Annotated in this window: 11 protein-coding genes; 2 read left to right on the forward strand and 9 right to left on the reverse strand. The window is 72.3% G+C overall.

Annotated elements, in window-relative coordinates:
- Positions 1 to 574: 574 nt before the first annotated feature.
- From VF665_RS19680 to ppc, 6 genes are all read right to left on the reverse strand, one after another.
- Positions 575 to 1,624, reverse strand: a complete 1,050-nt coding sequence (locus VF665_RS19680) for a L,D-transpeptidase (RefSeq protein ID WP_331055169.1) — start codon at positions 1,622 to 1,624, stop codon at positions 575 to 577.
- A 294-nt stretch (positions 1,625 to 1,918) separates the two neighbouring features.
- Positions 1,919 to 2,425 carry a hypothetical protein gene (locus tag VF665_RS19685; protein ID WP_331055170.1) on the reverse strand — a complete coding sequence of 169 codons (507 nt, stop codon included), beginning with the start codon at positions 2,423 to 2,425 and terminating at the stop codon, positions 1,919 to 1,921.
- 16 nt (positions 2,426 to 2,441) lie between these two features.
- Positions 2,442 to 3,185 carry an isoprenylcysteine carboxylmethyltransferase family protein gene (locus tag VF665_RS19690; protein ID WP_331055171.1) on the reverse strand — a complete coding sequence of 248 codons (744 nt, stop codon included), beginning with the start codon at positions 3,183 to 3,185 and terminating at the stop codon, positions 2,442 to 2,444.
- A 156-nt stretch (positions 3,186 to 3,341) separates the two neighbouring features.
- Positions 3,342 to 4,130, reverse strand: a complete 789-nt coding sequence (locus VF665_RS19695) for a phytanoyl-CoA dioxygenase family protein (protein ID WP_349263156.1) — start codon at positions 4,128 to 4,130, stop codon at positions 3,342 to 3,344.
- A gap of 214 nt (positions 4,131 to 4,344) precedes the next feature.
- Positions 4,345 to 4,950: a histidine phosphatase family protein gene (locus tag VF665_RS19700; protein WP_331055173.1), complete on the reverse strand. Its 606-nt coding sequence runs from the start codon at positions 4,948 to 4,950 to the stop codon at positions 4,345 to 4,347.
- 82 nt (positions 4,951 to 5,032) lie between these two features.
- A complete protein-coding gene (gene ppc, locus VF665_RS19705) occupies positions 5,033 to 7,888 on the reverse strand; it encodes a phosphoenolpyruvate carboxylase (RefSeq protein WP_331055174.1) in 2,856 nt (951 codons plus the stop codon).
- Positions 7,889 to 8,409: 521 nt separating this feature from the next.
- Here ppc and VF665_RS19710 point away from each other — a divergent pair.
- Both VF665_RS19710 and VF665_RS19715 read left to right on the forward strand, forming a co-directional pair.
- Entirely contained in the window at positions 8,410 to 10,803 is a 2,394-nt protein-coding gene (locus VF665_RS19710) for a PAS domain S-box protein (protein ID WP_331055175.1), read from the forward strand.
- On the forward strand, positions 10,800 to 12,746 hold the full coding sequence (locus tag VF665_RS19715) for a response regulator (RefSeq protein ID WP_331055176.1): 1,947 nt from the start codon (positions 10,800 to 10,802) through the stop codon (positions 12,744 to 12,746). Before VF665_RS19710 ends, VF665_RS19715 begins: the two co-directional genes overlap by 4 nt.
- 202 nt (positions 12,747 to 12,948) lie before the next feature.
- Here the strand turns inward: VF665_RS19715 and VF665_RS19720 are convergent, their stop codons facing one another.
- The 3 genes from VF665_RS19720 to VF665_RS19730 all read right to left on the reverse strand — a co-directional run.
- Positions 12,949 to 13,542: an NAD(P)H-dependent oxidoreductase gene (locus tag VF665_RS19720; protein ID WP_331055177.1), complete on the reverse strand. Its 594-nt coding sequence runs from the start codon at positions 13,540 to 13,542 to the stop codon at positions 12,949 to 12,951.
- Between the two features lie 112 nt (positions 13,543 to 13,654).
- Positions 13,655 to 13,945 carry a S4 domain-containing protein gene (locus VF665_RS19725; protein ID WP_331055178.1) on the reverse strand — a complete coding sequence of 97 codons (291 nt, stop codon included), beginning with the start codon at positions 13,943 to 13,945 and terminating at the stop codon, positions 13,655 to 13,657.
- Positions 13,942 to 14,558, reverse strand: a 617-nt coding sequence (locus VF665_RS19730; protein WP_331055179.1) for a peptidylprolyl isomerase, incomplete at its 5' end; no start/stop codon positions are given. The genes VF665_RS19725 and VF665_RS19730, both read right to left, overlap by 4 nt.

Genomic DNA, 14,558 nt, shown 5'->3' on the forward strand with positions numbered 1-14,558 from the left:
CTGTGCGGCGGGGCGGATCGACGGCGCGCGAGCCTTTGCATGTCGCTGCCGGTGCGACGCCATCCCCATCAACCCGGATGGCCGTGCACCTCGGCGCCTGGGCGTCATTCTGAAGGAGCGTGCGCCATGCTTTCCCCGGCACCGCGTTCATGCGCGACTGAAGAATCCCGGACCGAAGTGTCCGCCGCACCGCGGGCCGGCGTGGCGTGCTCCAGCCTCTCCCGCCGCACCCGCTGCGTCCGAGCGCGGCGCGCAACCGGGCGTGCATGGCACACGGTGGCGCGGGATTCTTCGGTCGGCGCCAGAGTCCGGGGTGATGGACGGTGGGGCGAAGCGCCTCGCTCAGAATGACACTCGAAGTCCGAGGCGGGTGAGGAACCCCGGTGCGGCTGATGTGATGAATCCGGTGCGCCTGATCCGGTTCGCGCGGCCGGCGCTGCTCGCGCTGCAGGCGGCGGCACCTCCGCGGGAGGGAATCCCGTGTGCCACGCGAGGCAGGAACGCCGGAGGCCTCGAACGTGATCCGCCCAAACGAAAATCCGGCTGCCGAAGGTGTCGGCAGCCGGATCAGCGTTCAGGGTTGGCCTGGCGGGGGTGGCGCGGGCGCCGGGTCCGGGGCGGGCGCGCTCGCCGCTGTGTCCGCCGGCGCAGGCTCCGCGGGCGCAACGGCCGGAGGAGCGGCCGGCACCTCACTCACCGTTTCCGTGCCGATCACCGGCGGCGGCGCGACCACGGCCGGCAGCGGCTGCAGCGTCGCCAGATCCGCCAGCGCAAACCGGCCTCCGCCCCTGGCCGCGCTGGTCCGCAGCCGCGTCATGGCCGCGGCGGTAAGCTGCGTGGTGGCGTACCCCACGCGCGCGAGCTCCTGCCGCACCTTCGCCGAAAACTCGCCGCTCATCCGCCCGTACACGTCCGGAAACACGCGGATGCTGTCCCCGCGCACGCTCGCCACCTCGTACGTGATCCGCACGGAGATGTACCGCGGCAGCGTCGTTTCGCGCTCCTGGCGGCTGAACGTGGACAGCTCCTCGATGCGCGCGTCGGTGATGTCGGGCTTGCTGTACCGGTGCACCCGCTGCGCCAGGTCAATCACGTCGCGGTTGCTCATGCGGATGCAGCCGTGCGACGCGGGCGCCCCCAGCCGCCCCTCGGCGGTGGTGCCGTGGATGTAGTACAGGTCGTCCAGGTGCAGCTTGGCGCGCCCCATCGGGTTGCCGGTGCCCGGCGGAGTCGGCTTGCGGTTGCGCGCCCACTCGCTCTCCGGCGGATGCCACCACGGATTCCACACCACGCGCGACAGCTTGTAGCTGCCGCGCGGCGTGGGGTAGCGCGCCGAACCCACCGACACGGGATAGCTCTTGACCAGCGTACTCCCCTCGAAGAGCTCCAGGCGCCCGCTGGGGATGTTGATGACGACCTCCACCCCCGGCGTGGCGGGGCGGGGCGGCTTGCGCACGACGGTGTCGCGGCGCGCCGGCGTGCTCGCGGGAGGCGCCGCGGAAGTGGAGTCGGCCAGCGATGCCGCCAGCCGGGCACCACTGTCCGCACGGCGCGAGGCGATGGCCGCCGTCGCCAGGAGCAGAACCAGGGTGCCGCCGAAGCCGATCGCGACGGATTTGCGCACGGTTTTGAACTGCGGAGGAGGGGAATGGTCCATGAGCAACGCTCACGGAGAACAATCATAACGCGTTCCCGGCGCGTCAACAACCGTGCAGGCGCAACGGTTTGCCCGCCGCCGTGGCCGGGAACACGGAATTCGCGGAAATCCGGCCGCCGCCCCGCCGCGCGGCGCCCGCGGAGTGCAATGTCACGGTCGGCTTTGCGGAATGTGGCCGGCGCACGCAGGCCCGACGGATCGCGCAGAATCATGTCCGCGCGCCCCGCGAACGGCGTGTCTCGTCCAGCAGCTGCTACGGTTTCAGCGGGCGGGGGCGGCGCGGCGGTGCATCCCCGCGATCTCCCGCCGCCCGCTCCAGAACGCGGCGTAGAAAAACAGGAACGCAATGCAGGCGGGAAAGAACACCACGTACGACAGGGCGCGGAGCGGAACGAAGAGGGCGTACAGCACGGCGCCCGGCCACAGCCCCGCGACTCCGTTGACAAGGAGGATGGAGAGGAGCCACGCCGCCACGTCGCGCGCGAAGGTGCGCGCCGCCGGGTCGGCGATCCCCCACGTCCACAGGGTCCATTCGGGCTCCCACTGCGCCGGCGTGGGATACGCGGCGCTGTTGCGCGGCACCCAGACCACGTCCGCGCCGATCATCCGCCCCACGGCGGTGCGGAGCGGCGAGTCCAGCACGCCGTAGTACAGGCGCGGCCAGAGCCGGAAGAGGACGACGAGCCCCGCGCCGGCCGCGATCTGCAGCCAGAGCGGCAGCGCGCCGGCGGTCAGGTTGCGAAGCAGTTCCCGTTCGGCGTCGGTCATCCCGCGGGGCAGGGGGTCAGGAGCGGCCGGTGACCTTGAGGACGGCGGTGTGGCGCTTCAGAAAACGGAGAACCAGAAAGAGCGAAAGGGCGGCGCCGAGCAGCGTCATCCACACGGGATCCAGCACCAGCCGCCGCTGCACGGCCGAGTCGCTGGCCACCTGCAGCACGGCGAAGGTCAGGATCAGCCCGAAGAAGCCGGAGTACTCGCGGCGCAGCACCGTGCGCAGGCAGAACGGAAGCTCCGCGGGGCGCCACAGCCGCGGCGCGGGAATGAAAGCGGGGGTGCGGCTGGCCCACTCCACGTATCCCCCGGTGAACTTGCCGCACAGAAAGTTCTCCTCTGCGTACATGATGCGCTCGTAGTACAGCGCGTACCCCGCGCTCACCAGCAGCACCATCCACCAGGTGTGCAGAAACATCGCCACGCCCAGCCACATCAGGAAGTTGCCCAGGTACAGCGGATGCCGCACCACGGAGTACATCCCCGACGTGTTCAGCTGGTCCGCCACCTGGCTGCGGGTGTTGCGGCCGGAGGTGCGGCACGCCGCGTGGCCCACCGTGTGAATGCGCACCGCCAGCCCCGCGAGCGACACCAGCACGCACAGCACCTCCCACCGCATCTCCAGCAGGCGCGAGCCTCCCAGGTAGCGGTAGGACGGAACCTGCGTGAAGAGAAGGAGCAGAAACGCGATGGGGACGTAGCTGCGCCAGCGGAACAGCCAGGTCCCCTGGCGTACGAAGTCTTCGTTCAGCGGCATGACGACCAGGGACGGGACGCGGACGACGGTGCGGAGGCGGCGTCAAAGATCGCGGCAGCGCGCCGATCCTGCAACTCCCCATCCCGCAAACACTTCGGCGGGACATGCAACCTTTGTCCGGCCGGCGGAGGGAAAGCCGCCGGCCGGACGCGGGCGTCACGCTTCGCCCATCATGAGCCCCTCGATGGTGTGGCCCTGAACGATGGGCTCCAGCTCCTCCACCACGCGGCAGGTGAGGTGCCGCTTCACGGAGTCCGGGAGCTTCTCGTAATACGCGCGGCTGAACTGCAGGTCGTGGCGCTCGGCGTTGCGCGCGTCGGGCGCGTCCACCCCCAGCACCAGCACGGGGCGCGACTTCTGCGAGCGATTGGCCGTCCCCCGGTGGATGGTGAGCGCGGAGCGCGCGCTGATGTCGCCCATCTGCGGCATCTTGCGCTGGGCGCGCTCCTGGTAACGCGGGTAGAACGACTTGGGCGGAAACATCTCGTGCTGGAAGTGCTCCGAGGTGTCCCACTGCGTCCCCGGCGCCACCTCGAACGGCCCCATGTCCTCGTACGTGTCCACCGCCGTCAGGTTGAAGGCCAGCGAGTTGAGCCGGCGCCCCACCGTCGTCTCCTCCGGCGCGGGAAAGTCGCGGTGCCAGGGCTGGTCCACCGCGCCCGGGCCGGGGACGTCGAAGCCGATCTCCACAATCTTGTAGTCCCTGCCCAGCACCGCCTCGCACACCGCCACCACCCACGGGTGCGTCACCAGGTCCACGAAGCCGCGCAGGTGCTCGGGGTGGATCTCCACGTAGTACCGCTTGGGCCCGCGCCCCACCGCGCCGCCCGGACGCTTGAGAGCGTCCTGGAACAGCTCCTCAATGTCCTCGGCCATGCGCTGCACCCACTCGCGCGGAAAGGCGCCCTTGTGGCCGATGATGCCGTCCCCGTACAGCGCGCCCATGATGGCGGCGACGTCGTACGCGGGGGAGGGCGGGGCCGGATCGGCGGCGGCGGGAGCGGTTTCGGTGACGGTGTTCAATGGGCCTCCTGGGATGAGCTCCACGGGGGAGCGGCGGATGGCGCTGGGCGAGGCGCCGGGGAGGATGGCGCCGCGGAAAGCTGACGCCGCCGCGCCCGCCGCGCAACCGGCGGCGGGCGCGGCGTGGACGGCCGCGTCAGCCCTCGTCCGGGTCCGCCGCGCGGAGGATGGAGCCCTCGCCCTCCGGCGCCAGCTCCATCAGCACGCAGTGGTCGGGCAGAAAGGTGGCGAACCAGTTGAGCTCCTCGCCCGCGTAGTGCACGCGCGCCACGCGGATGGGCACCGTGTGCGTCACCGCCAGCGCCAGCCCGTCGCGCGCGCGGATGCGCTCCAGCGCCGCCACTGCGCGGGCGCGCACCTGCTCCAGCGTTTCGCGCCCCGGCAGGCGGAACGCGGCCGGGTCCGCCTGCCACGCGGCGAACGCCTCCGGGTCGCGCTCGGCCATCTGCTCCTGCGTAAGCCCCTGCCACGGGCCGGGGTCCAGCTCGCGCAGGTCCGGCTCCACGTGCAGCGGCAGGCCGTGCGCGGCGGCCACGATCTCCGCCGTCTGCCGGGCGCGGGCCAGCGGGCTGGTCCACACCTCCGTCAACCCCAGCCCCGCCACCCGCCGCGCCAGCGCCCGCGCCTGCTCGCGTCCCGCCTCGATGAGCGGCTCCGCCTCCAGCCCCTCGTTGATGCCGTCCAGGTTGGCCTGCGTGACGCCGTGCCGCGCCACGTACAGCGTCCGTCGCTCTCCCGTCAATCCGTCCTCCGCTCCCGGCGTGAGTTGCAGCTCCGGAGCGGCTGAACGCAACGCCCGCACCATCGCCGCCACGGCGCGCACGTCACCCGGTGCTCTGCATGGCCCCGGCGATGCCGTTCAGGGAGATGAACAGCGCTTCCTTGAGCGCCTCGCCGCCCGGGCTGCGGCGCGCGTCGTCGTCCAGGGCGCGCCAGCGGCGCATCAATTCGATCTGCGCCAGGTTCAGCACGTCCGTGTACGGGTTGCGCAGCCCGATGGAGCGGGCGATCACGGGCGTGTCCGCCTCATCCGCGCCCTCGCCCGACACCTCGCGCAACGCGGCGCGGGCGCGGGCGAACTCCTCCGCGATGCGATCGTGCGGTGCCGTGGACGCGCCGGCCTCCGCCGCCAGCGCGGCGTAGCGGCGCGCCAGGGGGAGCCGCGCCCGCGCCATCTCCCGGCGCCCGTCCGCCACCAGCGCCTGAAAGAAGGGCCACCCCTCCGCCATCCGCCGGAGTTCCGCGCCCTCGCCCGCGTCCAGCGCGGCGCGCAGGCCGGCGCCCAGGCCGTACCATCCGGGAATGGTGTAGCGCGTCTGCGTCCAGCTGAACACCCAGGGGATGGCGCGCAATCCGTCAAAGTCCAGCTCCCCCGGCCCTTTTCGCGACACGGGGCGGCTGGCCAGCGGCAGCCCGGCGATGTGCGCGATCGGCGTGGCGGAAAGGTAGAAGGGCCACGTTTCCGGATCGTCGATGAGGCCGCGGTACGCCGCCATGCTCGCGTCGGCGATGCGCTGCATCAGCTCGCGGGCGCCGTCGCGCGTGGGGCCCATGAAGGCGGCCTCGGGCACCGGCCGGGCGAGCGCCACCAGCTGCGCGTGGACGATCTGCTCCAGGTGGCGCCGCGCGATGGCGGGAAGCGCATAGCGAAAGGAGATCACCTCGCCCTGCTCCGTGAAGCGGATGCCGCCGTTGTGCGCCTCCGGGGGCATGGCCAGGATGGCCTGGTTGGCGCGCCCGCCGCCGCGCCCCACCGTGCCGCCGCGGCCGTGGAACAGGCGCACCGCCACCCCGTGCCGCGCCGCGACGCGGGCGATGGCGCCCTGGGCCTTGTGCAGCGCCCAGTTGGCCATCCAGTAGCCGCCGTCCTTGTTGCTGTCCGAGTATCCCAGCATCACCTCCTGGAACGGCTTTCCGTTCCGCGCCCGCGCCGCCAGGTGGCGCCCGTACAGCGCATCGCCGAACAGCGCCTCCAGCCGCGCCTCGGCCGCGTCCAGGTCCGCGATCGTCTCAAAGAGGGGAACCACGTCCAGCGGGCACTCCACGCGCCCATCCACCTGCCGCCACAGCCCGGCCTCCTTCATCAGCAGCAGCACCTCCAGCATGTCGCTCACCGTGCTGGTCATGCTGATGATGTAGCAGCCGATGCTGTCCGGCTCGCGCGCCACCGCCTCGCGGATCACGGCCATGGTGTCCAGCAGCTCGCGCGCGTCCTCCGGAAGCTCCGCGCCCACGGGGGCCAGCGGGCGCGGGACGCCCAGCTCGCGGACCAGCAGCGCCTGCCGCGCCTCCTCGTCCAGCGCCGCGTAGTCGTTCTCCACCCCCGCCGCGCGCAGCAGGCCGGCCACGGCGGATTCGTGCACGCGGCTGTGCTGGCGCACGTCCAGCGCGGCCATGTGAAAGCCGAAGGTGCGGGCCTGCACCAGCGCGTCCGGCAGCAGCCCGTCGCGCGCCACGCCGCCCAGCCCGCCCGCCTCCAGGCTGTCGCGCATCAGGCGCAGGTCGTCGGCGAAGTCCGCCGCGCGGTACTCCAGCGGCTCGTCAGCCAGCAGCCGGTCCAGCGCCGCCATCATTCCCATCAGCAGCAGGCGGTAGGGCTCGCCGGCCATGGTCTCCCGCGTGGCGTGCGGGAGCGCGGCTGCCGCCGCCAGCGCCTCCGCCCGCCGCACGAGCGCATCGGGGACGGGGACCTGCGCGGACGAGACGGACAGGAGCAGGCGCAGGTCGTTCAGCGTGCGCCGGTGCAGCTTGAGCGCGTCGCGGCGGTGCTCGGACAGTGTCCAGCGCGAAAGCTGGCCCGTCACCCCCGGGTTGCCGTCGCGGTCCCCGCCGATCCAGCTGCGGTAGCGAAGGATCAGGGGAAGCTCCGCGGGGACGGCCTCGGCGCCGAAGCGGGCCGCCAGCGCCTCGCGCACGTCGCGGTGAATGCGCGGGACCGTCCGCCAGATGCTCGTCGCCAGAAAGTAGAGGCCGTGGCGCACCTCGTCCTGCACCGTCACGGCGCGGGTGCGCACCTCGTCCGTGGCCAGCAGCAGCGAAATGGCGTTGCGCACCTCCGCCACCAGACCCTCCGCCTCCGACGGGGTGAGGCGCGGATCCGTCAGCCGGTCCAGCGCGGCGGCCACCTCCCCCTGCCGCAGCAGGATGGAGCGTCGGCGCGCCTCCGTGGGGTGCGCGGTGAGCGTGGGCTGAATATCCAGCCGGCCAATGAGGGCCAGCACCTCCGCCGCGTCGTGCCCGTCGCGCGCCAGCAGGTGCAGCGCATCCGCGATGGACTCCGGGCGGGGCGCGTCCGCCGCCGCCCGCTGCTCGCGCACGCGGTTGATGCGCGCCACCTCGATCTGCTCGGCCTTGTTCACCAGGTGAAAGAAAGTGGTGAACGCGCGCAGCACGGCCCGCAGCGTGTCCAGGTCCTGCCGGGCGATCAGCTCGGCCGCCTCGTCGCGGCGCGCATCGCTTTCCTCCTGCGCGGCGTCGCGGCACAGCAGCCGCAGCCGCTCCACCAGTTCCAGCATGGCGGGCCCGTGCCGCTCGGCCACCGCCTCGCCCAGCAGCCCGCCCACCAGGTTCACGTTGCGCGAAAGCGGCCCGGAGATACCGGTGCCCGCCCCCTCCACCTGCAGCCCGCGCGTGGTGAGCAGCCGGTCGAGGTCGGGCGGATGCAGCGTGTCGTCGGTCATGGGCGCGCGGAAGCTCAGGAACGGGTGGGCGGACGGCTGATTCTCACTCCATCCGCCCTCGCGCGCCAGAGCGTGGGACGGCGGCGTGATGCGCGACGGTCGATCGCCCGCGGACTTCCGCGGCAACGGCCCTCGCGCGGAGGAGGCGTGGGGACGGAAGGCGTGGGGGAACTGATGGGGATGGGCGGAAAGCGTGTGTCTGCTCCACCCTTGATCGCCACACGGCGGGGGCGCGTCTGCCGGTCCAGGGAACGGCGGGGGCGGCGGGCGCGGCGGGAGGACCCGGGAAAAAGCACTGTACGAGACCGGGATAAACACTCGGCGCGCATTGTACATGGCTGAATACAACCCTCGTCCCATTGCCATTCGCGCGTTTTGTAACGACCTTTCTGGCCCAATCCGCAGCGATCTGCTCGCCTCCGCCCCCGGAGCGGCCACGCAAAAGTGGCGTTTTCCGTCCATCCTCGTCATCCAGGGGCCAGGCCGTACGCGCCCCTCTCCCCGCGCGCTTCATCCGCCGCATGCCGCATCGCGACCCCATCCCCGTCCTGCTGGTAGACGACCGGCCGCAGAACCTGTTCGCCCTGCAGGAAATGCTCAGCGCGCCGGAGTACGAGCTGATCACCGCGTCGTCGGGCGTGGCGGCGCTGCGGCAGATGCTGGCGACCGACTTTGCCGTGGTGGTGCTGGACGTGGAGATGCCCGGGATGGACGGGCTTGAGACGGCGCGGCTCATCCGCTCGCGCCAGCGCTCGCGCACCACGCCCATCATCTTTCTGACCGCGCGGTCCCCCGGCGAGCGCACGGCCGAAGGGTACGCGCTGGGCGCGGCGGACTACCTGCACAAGCCCATTGCCCCCGACGCGCTGCGCAGCAAGATCGCCGTCTTTGCCGAGCTGTTCCGCCACACGCGCGACGCCGAGCGCATGTCGCACGAACTCCGGCACCAGGGCTCGCTCAATGCGCGCCACGCCGCGCTGGTGGAGGTCACGGGCGACGCCATCATCGGGTGGGGGCTGGACGGCCGGGTGGAAAGCTGGAACCCCGCCGCGGAGCGCATTTTCGGCTACCCGGCCGAGGACATCCTGGGGCGCCCCATGTCGCTGCTGGCGCCGCCGGAACACGAGGCGGAGCTTCGCGACGGGCTGGTGAGGCTGCGGGCCGGGCGCTCCATCGAGCGGTTCGAGACAGTGCGCGTGCGCCGCGACGGCTCGCGCCTGGACGTGGAGCTGTCCGCCTTTCCCATCCTGGACGGGGACGGCTTCCTGGCCAGCGCCACCGTTGTCGCGCGCGACATCACCCAGCGGCGCCGGGCCGAGCAGGAGCTGCGCGAGCGGGACGAGCGGTTCCGCCAGGTGATGCGCTTTGCTCCCACCGGCATTGCCCTGGTGGGGCCGGACGGGCGCTGGCTTTCCGTGAACCCGGCGCTCTGCGACCTGCTGGGCTACACGGCGGAGGAGATGCAGCAGCTCACGTTTCAGGACGTCACCCACCCCGACGACCTGGCCGCGGACGTGGAACGGCTGAAGCAGCTGGGGCGCGGCGACATCAGCGTCTACCAGATCGAGAAGCGGTACCTCCGCAAGAGCGGGGAGGTTGTGTGGATCCTCCTGTCCGGCTCCGCGGTGCGCAATGAATCAGGGACTCCTCTCTACTACATCGCGCAGGTGCAGGACATCTCGGCCCGCAAGCAGGTGGAGGGGGAGCTGCGCGCCACCGCGGAGCACTTGGAGGTGGTGGTCCGCACGCAGCGCGACATCGCCCTGGCAGGGCTGGATGTGGGGCGGGTGATGGAGGTGGTGACGGAAAACGCCCGCGAGCTCACCTCGGCCGACGGCGCGGTGATCGAGTTGGCGGAGGGGGACGAGATGGTGTACCGCGCCACCAGCGGCACCCTGCGCCCGCACCAGGGGCTGCGGCTTCCCTCCGTCACCAGCATCTCCGGCCGGTGCGCGCGCACGGGGCAGATGCAGCGCGCCGACGACTGCGACCACGATCCCCGCGTGAACCGCGAGGCCTGCCGCCGCGTGGGCGCCCGCTCCATGCTCCTGGTTCCCCTCTTTCACCAGGACGCCCCGGTGGGCGTTCTGAAGGTCATTTCCGGCCAGCCCGCCGCCTTTGGCGAACGGGACGAGCAGACGCTGCGGCTCATGGCCGGGCTCATCGGCGCTGCGATGGGGCAGGCGGCGGAGTTCGAGGCGCGTCAGGCGCTGCTGGTGGAGCTGGACCGCTCCAACCGCGAGCTGCGCGATTTTGCCCACGTGGCCAGCCACGACCTGCAGGAGCCGCTGCGAAAGATCCAGGCGTTCGGCGACCGGCTGCAGGCGCGCTTTGCCGGCGAGCTGGGGGAGCAGGGGGCGGATTACCTGGCCCGCATGCACGGCGCCGCGGCGCGCATGCAGGCGCTCATCCAGGACCTGCTCGCCTGGTCGCGCACCTCGTCCAAGGAAATGACGATGCGCCCGGTGGACCTGAACGAGGTGGCGCGCGACGCGGTGGCGGACCTGTCCGAGCGCATCCGCTCCACCGGGGGCACGGTGGAGGTGAACGCGCTCCCCGCGCTGATGGCGGACCGCACGCAGATGCGGCAGCTGCTGCAGAACCTGGTGGGCAACGCGCTCAAGTTCCACCGCGACGGGGTGCCGCCCGTGGTGCGGGTGCGCGCCGAGGCGGACGGCGGCGAAACGCGCATCGTGGTGGCCGACAACGGGATCGGCTTCGAAGAAAAGTACGTGGAGCGCATCTTTACTCCCTTCCAGCGCCTGCACGGCCGCACCGCGTACGAGGGGACGGGGATGGGGCTGGCCATCTGCCGCAAGATCGCCGAGCGGCACGGCGGGCGCATCGCCGTGGCCAGCACGCCCGGCCAGGGCACCGTCTTTACCGTCTCCCTTCCCGCCGCGCCCGAGCCATGATGACACGGGGGATGATGTCCGGCCCGTTCCGCCCCGGCGCGGACGGGGAGCAGCCCCTTCGCGTGCTGCTGGTGGAGGACGACGAGGACGACTTCGTCATCACCCGCGAGCTGCTGGAAAGCGCGGGGCCCGGGCTGTACGAGCTGACGTGGGCCGCCGCGTACGACGCCGCCGTGCGCCAGGCCGGCGAGGGCGCGTGGGACGTGGTGCTGCTGGATTACCGGCTGGGCGGGCACACCGCGGAAGAGTTCCTGGACGAGGTGCGCGGCCGCTGCGCCGCGCCCATCATCGTGCTCACGGGCGAGACGGACCGCGACACCGACGTGCGCATGATGCGGCGGGGCGCGGCGGACTACCTGGTCAAGAACGGGCTGGACGCGCCCGTGCTGGAGCGCGCCATCCGCTACGCGGTGGAGCGGGCGCGCGCCCACGCCGCCGCCGCCTTTCTGGCCGCCATCGTCCATGGCTCGCACGACGCCATCATCGGCACCACGCTGGAGGGGGTGGTGGTGAGCTGGAATCCCGCCGCGGAACGGCTGTACGGCTTCGCCGCCGCGGAGGTGGTGGGCGAGCCCCTGTCCATGCTGTCCGCCCCGGAGCGCGGGCACGAGGTGGCGCAGATCCTGGCCCGCGTGCGCCAGGGCGAGCAGGTGGCCAATCACGAGACCGAGCGCGTGCGGCGCGACGGTGGCCGCGTTCCGGTCGCCATCACCGTCTCCCCGGTGACGGACCCGGCGGGGCGGGTGATCGGCGCCTCCGCCATCGAGCAGGACGTCACCGAGCGCCGGGAGATGGACGAGCAGCTGCGCCAGGCGCAGAAGATGGAGGCCGTGGGCAAGCTGGCGGGCGGCATTGCGCACGACTTCAACAACCTGCTCACCGCTATCCGCGGCAACGCCGACCTGATGCTGCACGACCTCGCGCCCGGCAATCCCATGCGCGAGGACGTGGAGGAGATCCGCCGCGCCGCGGACCGCGCCGCCACCCTCACCCGGCAGATCCTGGCGTTCAGCCGAAAGCAGACGCTGCAGCCGGTGGTGCTGGACCTCAACACCCGCGTGGCGGCGGCCGAGCGCACCGCTCGCCGGCAGCTGCGCCCGGGGACGGAGCTGGTGGCCGTGATGAACCCGGAGCTGGGCCGGGTGCGCGCCGATCCCGCGCAGGTGGACCAGGTGCTGGGCAACCTGCTGGCGAACGCGCGCGAGGCGCTGCCGCGGGGCGGGCGCATCATCGTGGAGACGCGCAACGTGGCCGCGGCGGACCTGCCGCCCCGGCTGCGGCGGCGCACGGACGCGCCGGACCAGGCGTTCGTGGCGCTCTGGGTGAGCGACGACGGCGTGGGGATCGCGCCGGAGGACATGGGCCGCGTCTTTGAGCCGTTCTTCACCACGCGGCCGCCGGGGGAGGGCACCGGGCTGGGACTTTCCACCGTCAGCGGCATCGTGGAGCAGAGCGGCGGGCGGATGGACCTCACCAGCGAGCCGGGGCTGGGCACCACCGTGGCCGTCTACCTGCCGCGCGTGGTGGAGGAAAGCGCGCCGGAGGCGGCGGTGTCCGCGCCCGCGCCGCGGACGGAAAGCGACACCCTGGTGCTGCTGGTGGATGACGAGGCCGGGGTGCGCACCTTTGCGCGGCGCGTGCTGGAGCGCGGCGGGTTCTCCGTGGTGGTGGCGGAGGACGGCGAGGAGGCGCTGCGCCTGTACGACGAACACCGCGACGCCGTCCGCGTGGTGGTGACCGACGCGGTGATGCCGCGGATGGGCGGGCACCAGCTCCGCCGGCAGCTGGCGGCGCGGGGGAGCGCCGTTCCCGTGCTCCTGGTGTCGGGCCATACCAGCGAGGACGTCCGGTCCGGCGCGCCGGGGGCGAACGCCTTTCTCCCCAAACCCTTTACCGCCGACGACCTGCTGCGCGCCGTGCGCGCCCTGCTGGCCCAGTCGTAGCCCGCCCGGCCGCCGCAAAAGGAAAGCCGGCCCCCGCGTCTTGCGGGGGCCGGCTTCGTCTCCAGCCAACATCGCCGCCGGCTCATACGAATCGGCAAACGTTCGTGCCTACCAACGGACCACTCCGAACGAGCCACCGTCGTTGACCTAGCGGGGGAGGAACGGTGCCAACGGGCACGAACTTCCTCGGAGCCGTATCATATCAGGGCCGCGGAACACCGTCCGGCCACGCGTCCGCGAGTTCCGCGGCGGCCGCCCGGGCGCGAGCGGCCAGGACCTCCAGCGCCCGGCGAAGCGTGGAGGAGAGTGCAGGATCGGCCGCGATGCCGGCGGCGTCCAGCCCGGCGCCGGACACGCGCACGGCCACGGACGCGTCCCCATCCACCGCCGCGCCCATGGCGCGCAGCGTCTCCGCGAGCGCGTCCTGCGCGAAGCGCGCGTGCGGCGCCGCGTTCACCAGCGCGACGGGCTTTGCGTAGAACTCGTTGCTCCCTACCACCCAGTCCAGCGCATTCTTGAGCGCGCCGGGAACGCCGTGGGCGTATTCCGGGCTGCAGATCACCACCGCGCCGCACTCCCGCAGCGCCCGCCGCCACGCCTCCACCGCGGGGATGGCCGCCGTCCCGCGCTCCAGGTCGGGGTTGAAGTGGGGCAGGGCATCCAGCCCGCGGAACACCTCCACGCGGACGCCGTCCGGGGCCAGCAGCGCGAGCGCGTCCACCACGGCCCCGTTGGACGAGACCGCGCGCAGGCTGCCGGACACCGCCAGAACGCGAACCTCCGCCCGATCTCCCATCAGTTCCCCCGCCGCCTCTCCGGAGCCCCCCGCGCGCTCCGGCGTGAGATGCCGTTGCCATGATGCCGCCCCGCGTCGAATCCGAGCGGGACGAAAAAAAGAGCGGGTGCGCTCAGAAACGTTCTTCGCGCACCCGCTCGTCCGTGATCACCCGGTACAGATCCCGGGCGGCCTTTTTGGACACGCCCTTGCCCGGCAGTTCCAGCAGCTCCACCTCCAGAATCCGCGCCGGGTACCGGATGTGGATCCGGCGCCCGGCGCCCACCAGGTCGGCGGGGCGGGCGGGACGGCCGTCGATCGTCACCGCCCCGGACTCGCACGCCGCCTTGGCCTCGCTCCGGCTGCGCGTGAGGCAGAGGCGGTGCAGAAGCACGTCCACCCGCAACGGGCCCGCTTCGCTCACAGCTGGATGGAGACGTACGTTTCACGCCGCAGGTCAGCCAGCAGGCGCTGCATCTGCCGCTGCTCCTGCAGAATGTTGCGCACCCGCTCGCGCTGCTCGTCCAGCGTGTACTCGCCCTGCGTGGTACGCTCGGAGACGCGCATGACCGAGAACTGCGGGTTGGGCCCGCCGTCGATCTGCACCGGCCCGGCCACGCCGCCGGCTTCCACCCCCGTCACGGCCAGCGCCACGGCCGGCTGCAGGCGGTCCAGCGGCACGTCGCGCTGAAAGCGGGCCACGTCCGGCGTCTCGTAGCGCGCCGCCAGGTCCGCGGGATTGGCGCCGCCGCGCAGGGCGGTGGCCACCGAGTCCGCGCGCTGGCGGGCCCGCTCCACGTCCGCCGGGGTGATCACCGGCTGGATGAGGATGTGGCGGGCCTGGCGCTCGCCGCTGCGCACCTTTTCCAGCTTGATGATGTGGAACCCGAACTCCGTCTCAATGATGCCGCTGGTCTGCCCCGGGCGCATGCCGAACACGGCCAGGTCAAAGTTGCGCACCATCTGCCCTTGGCGGAACCAGCCCAGGTCGCCGCCGCGCTCCTTGGTGCCGTCCTGCGAGTAGCGGCGGGCCAGCA

It is taken from the genome of Longimicrobium sp., from assembly GCF_036387355.1.
Taxonomy (GTDB): domain Bacteria; phylum Gemmatimonadota; class Gemmatimonadetes; order Longimicrobiales; family Longimicrobiaceae; genus Longimicrobium.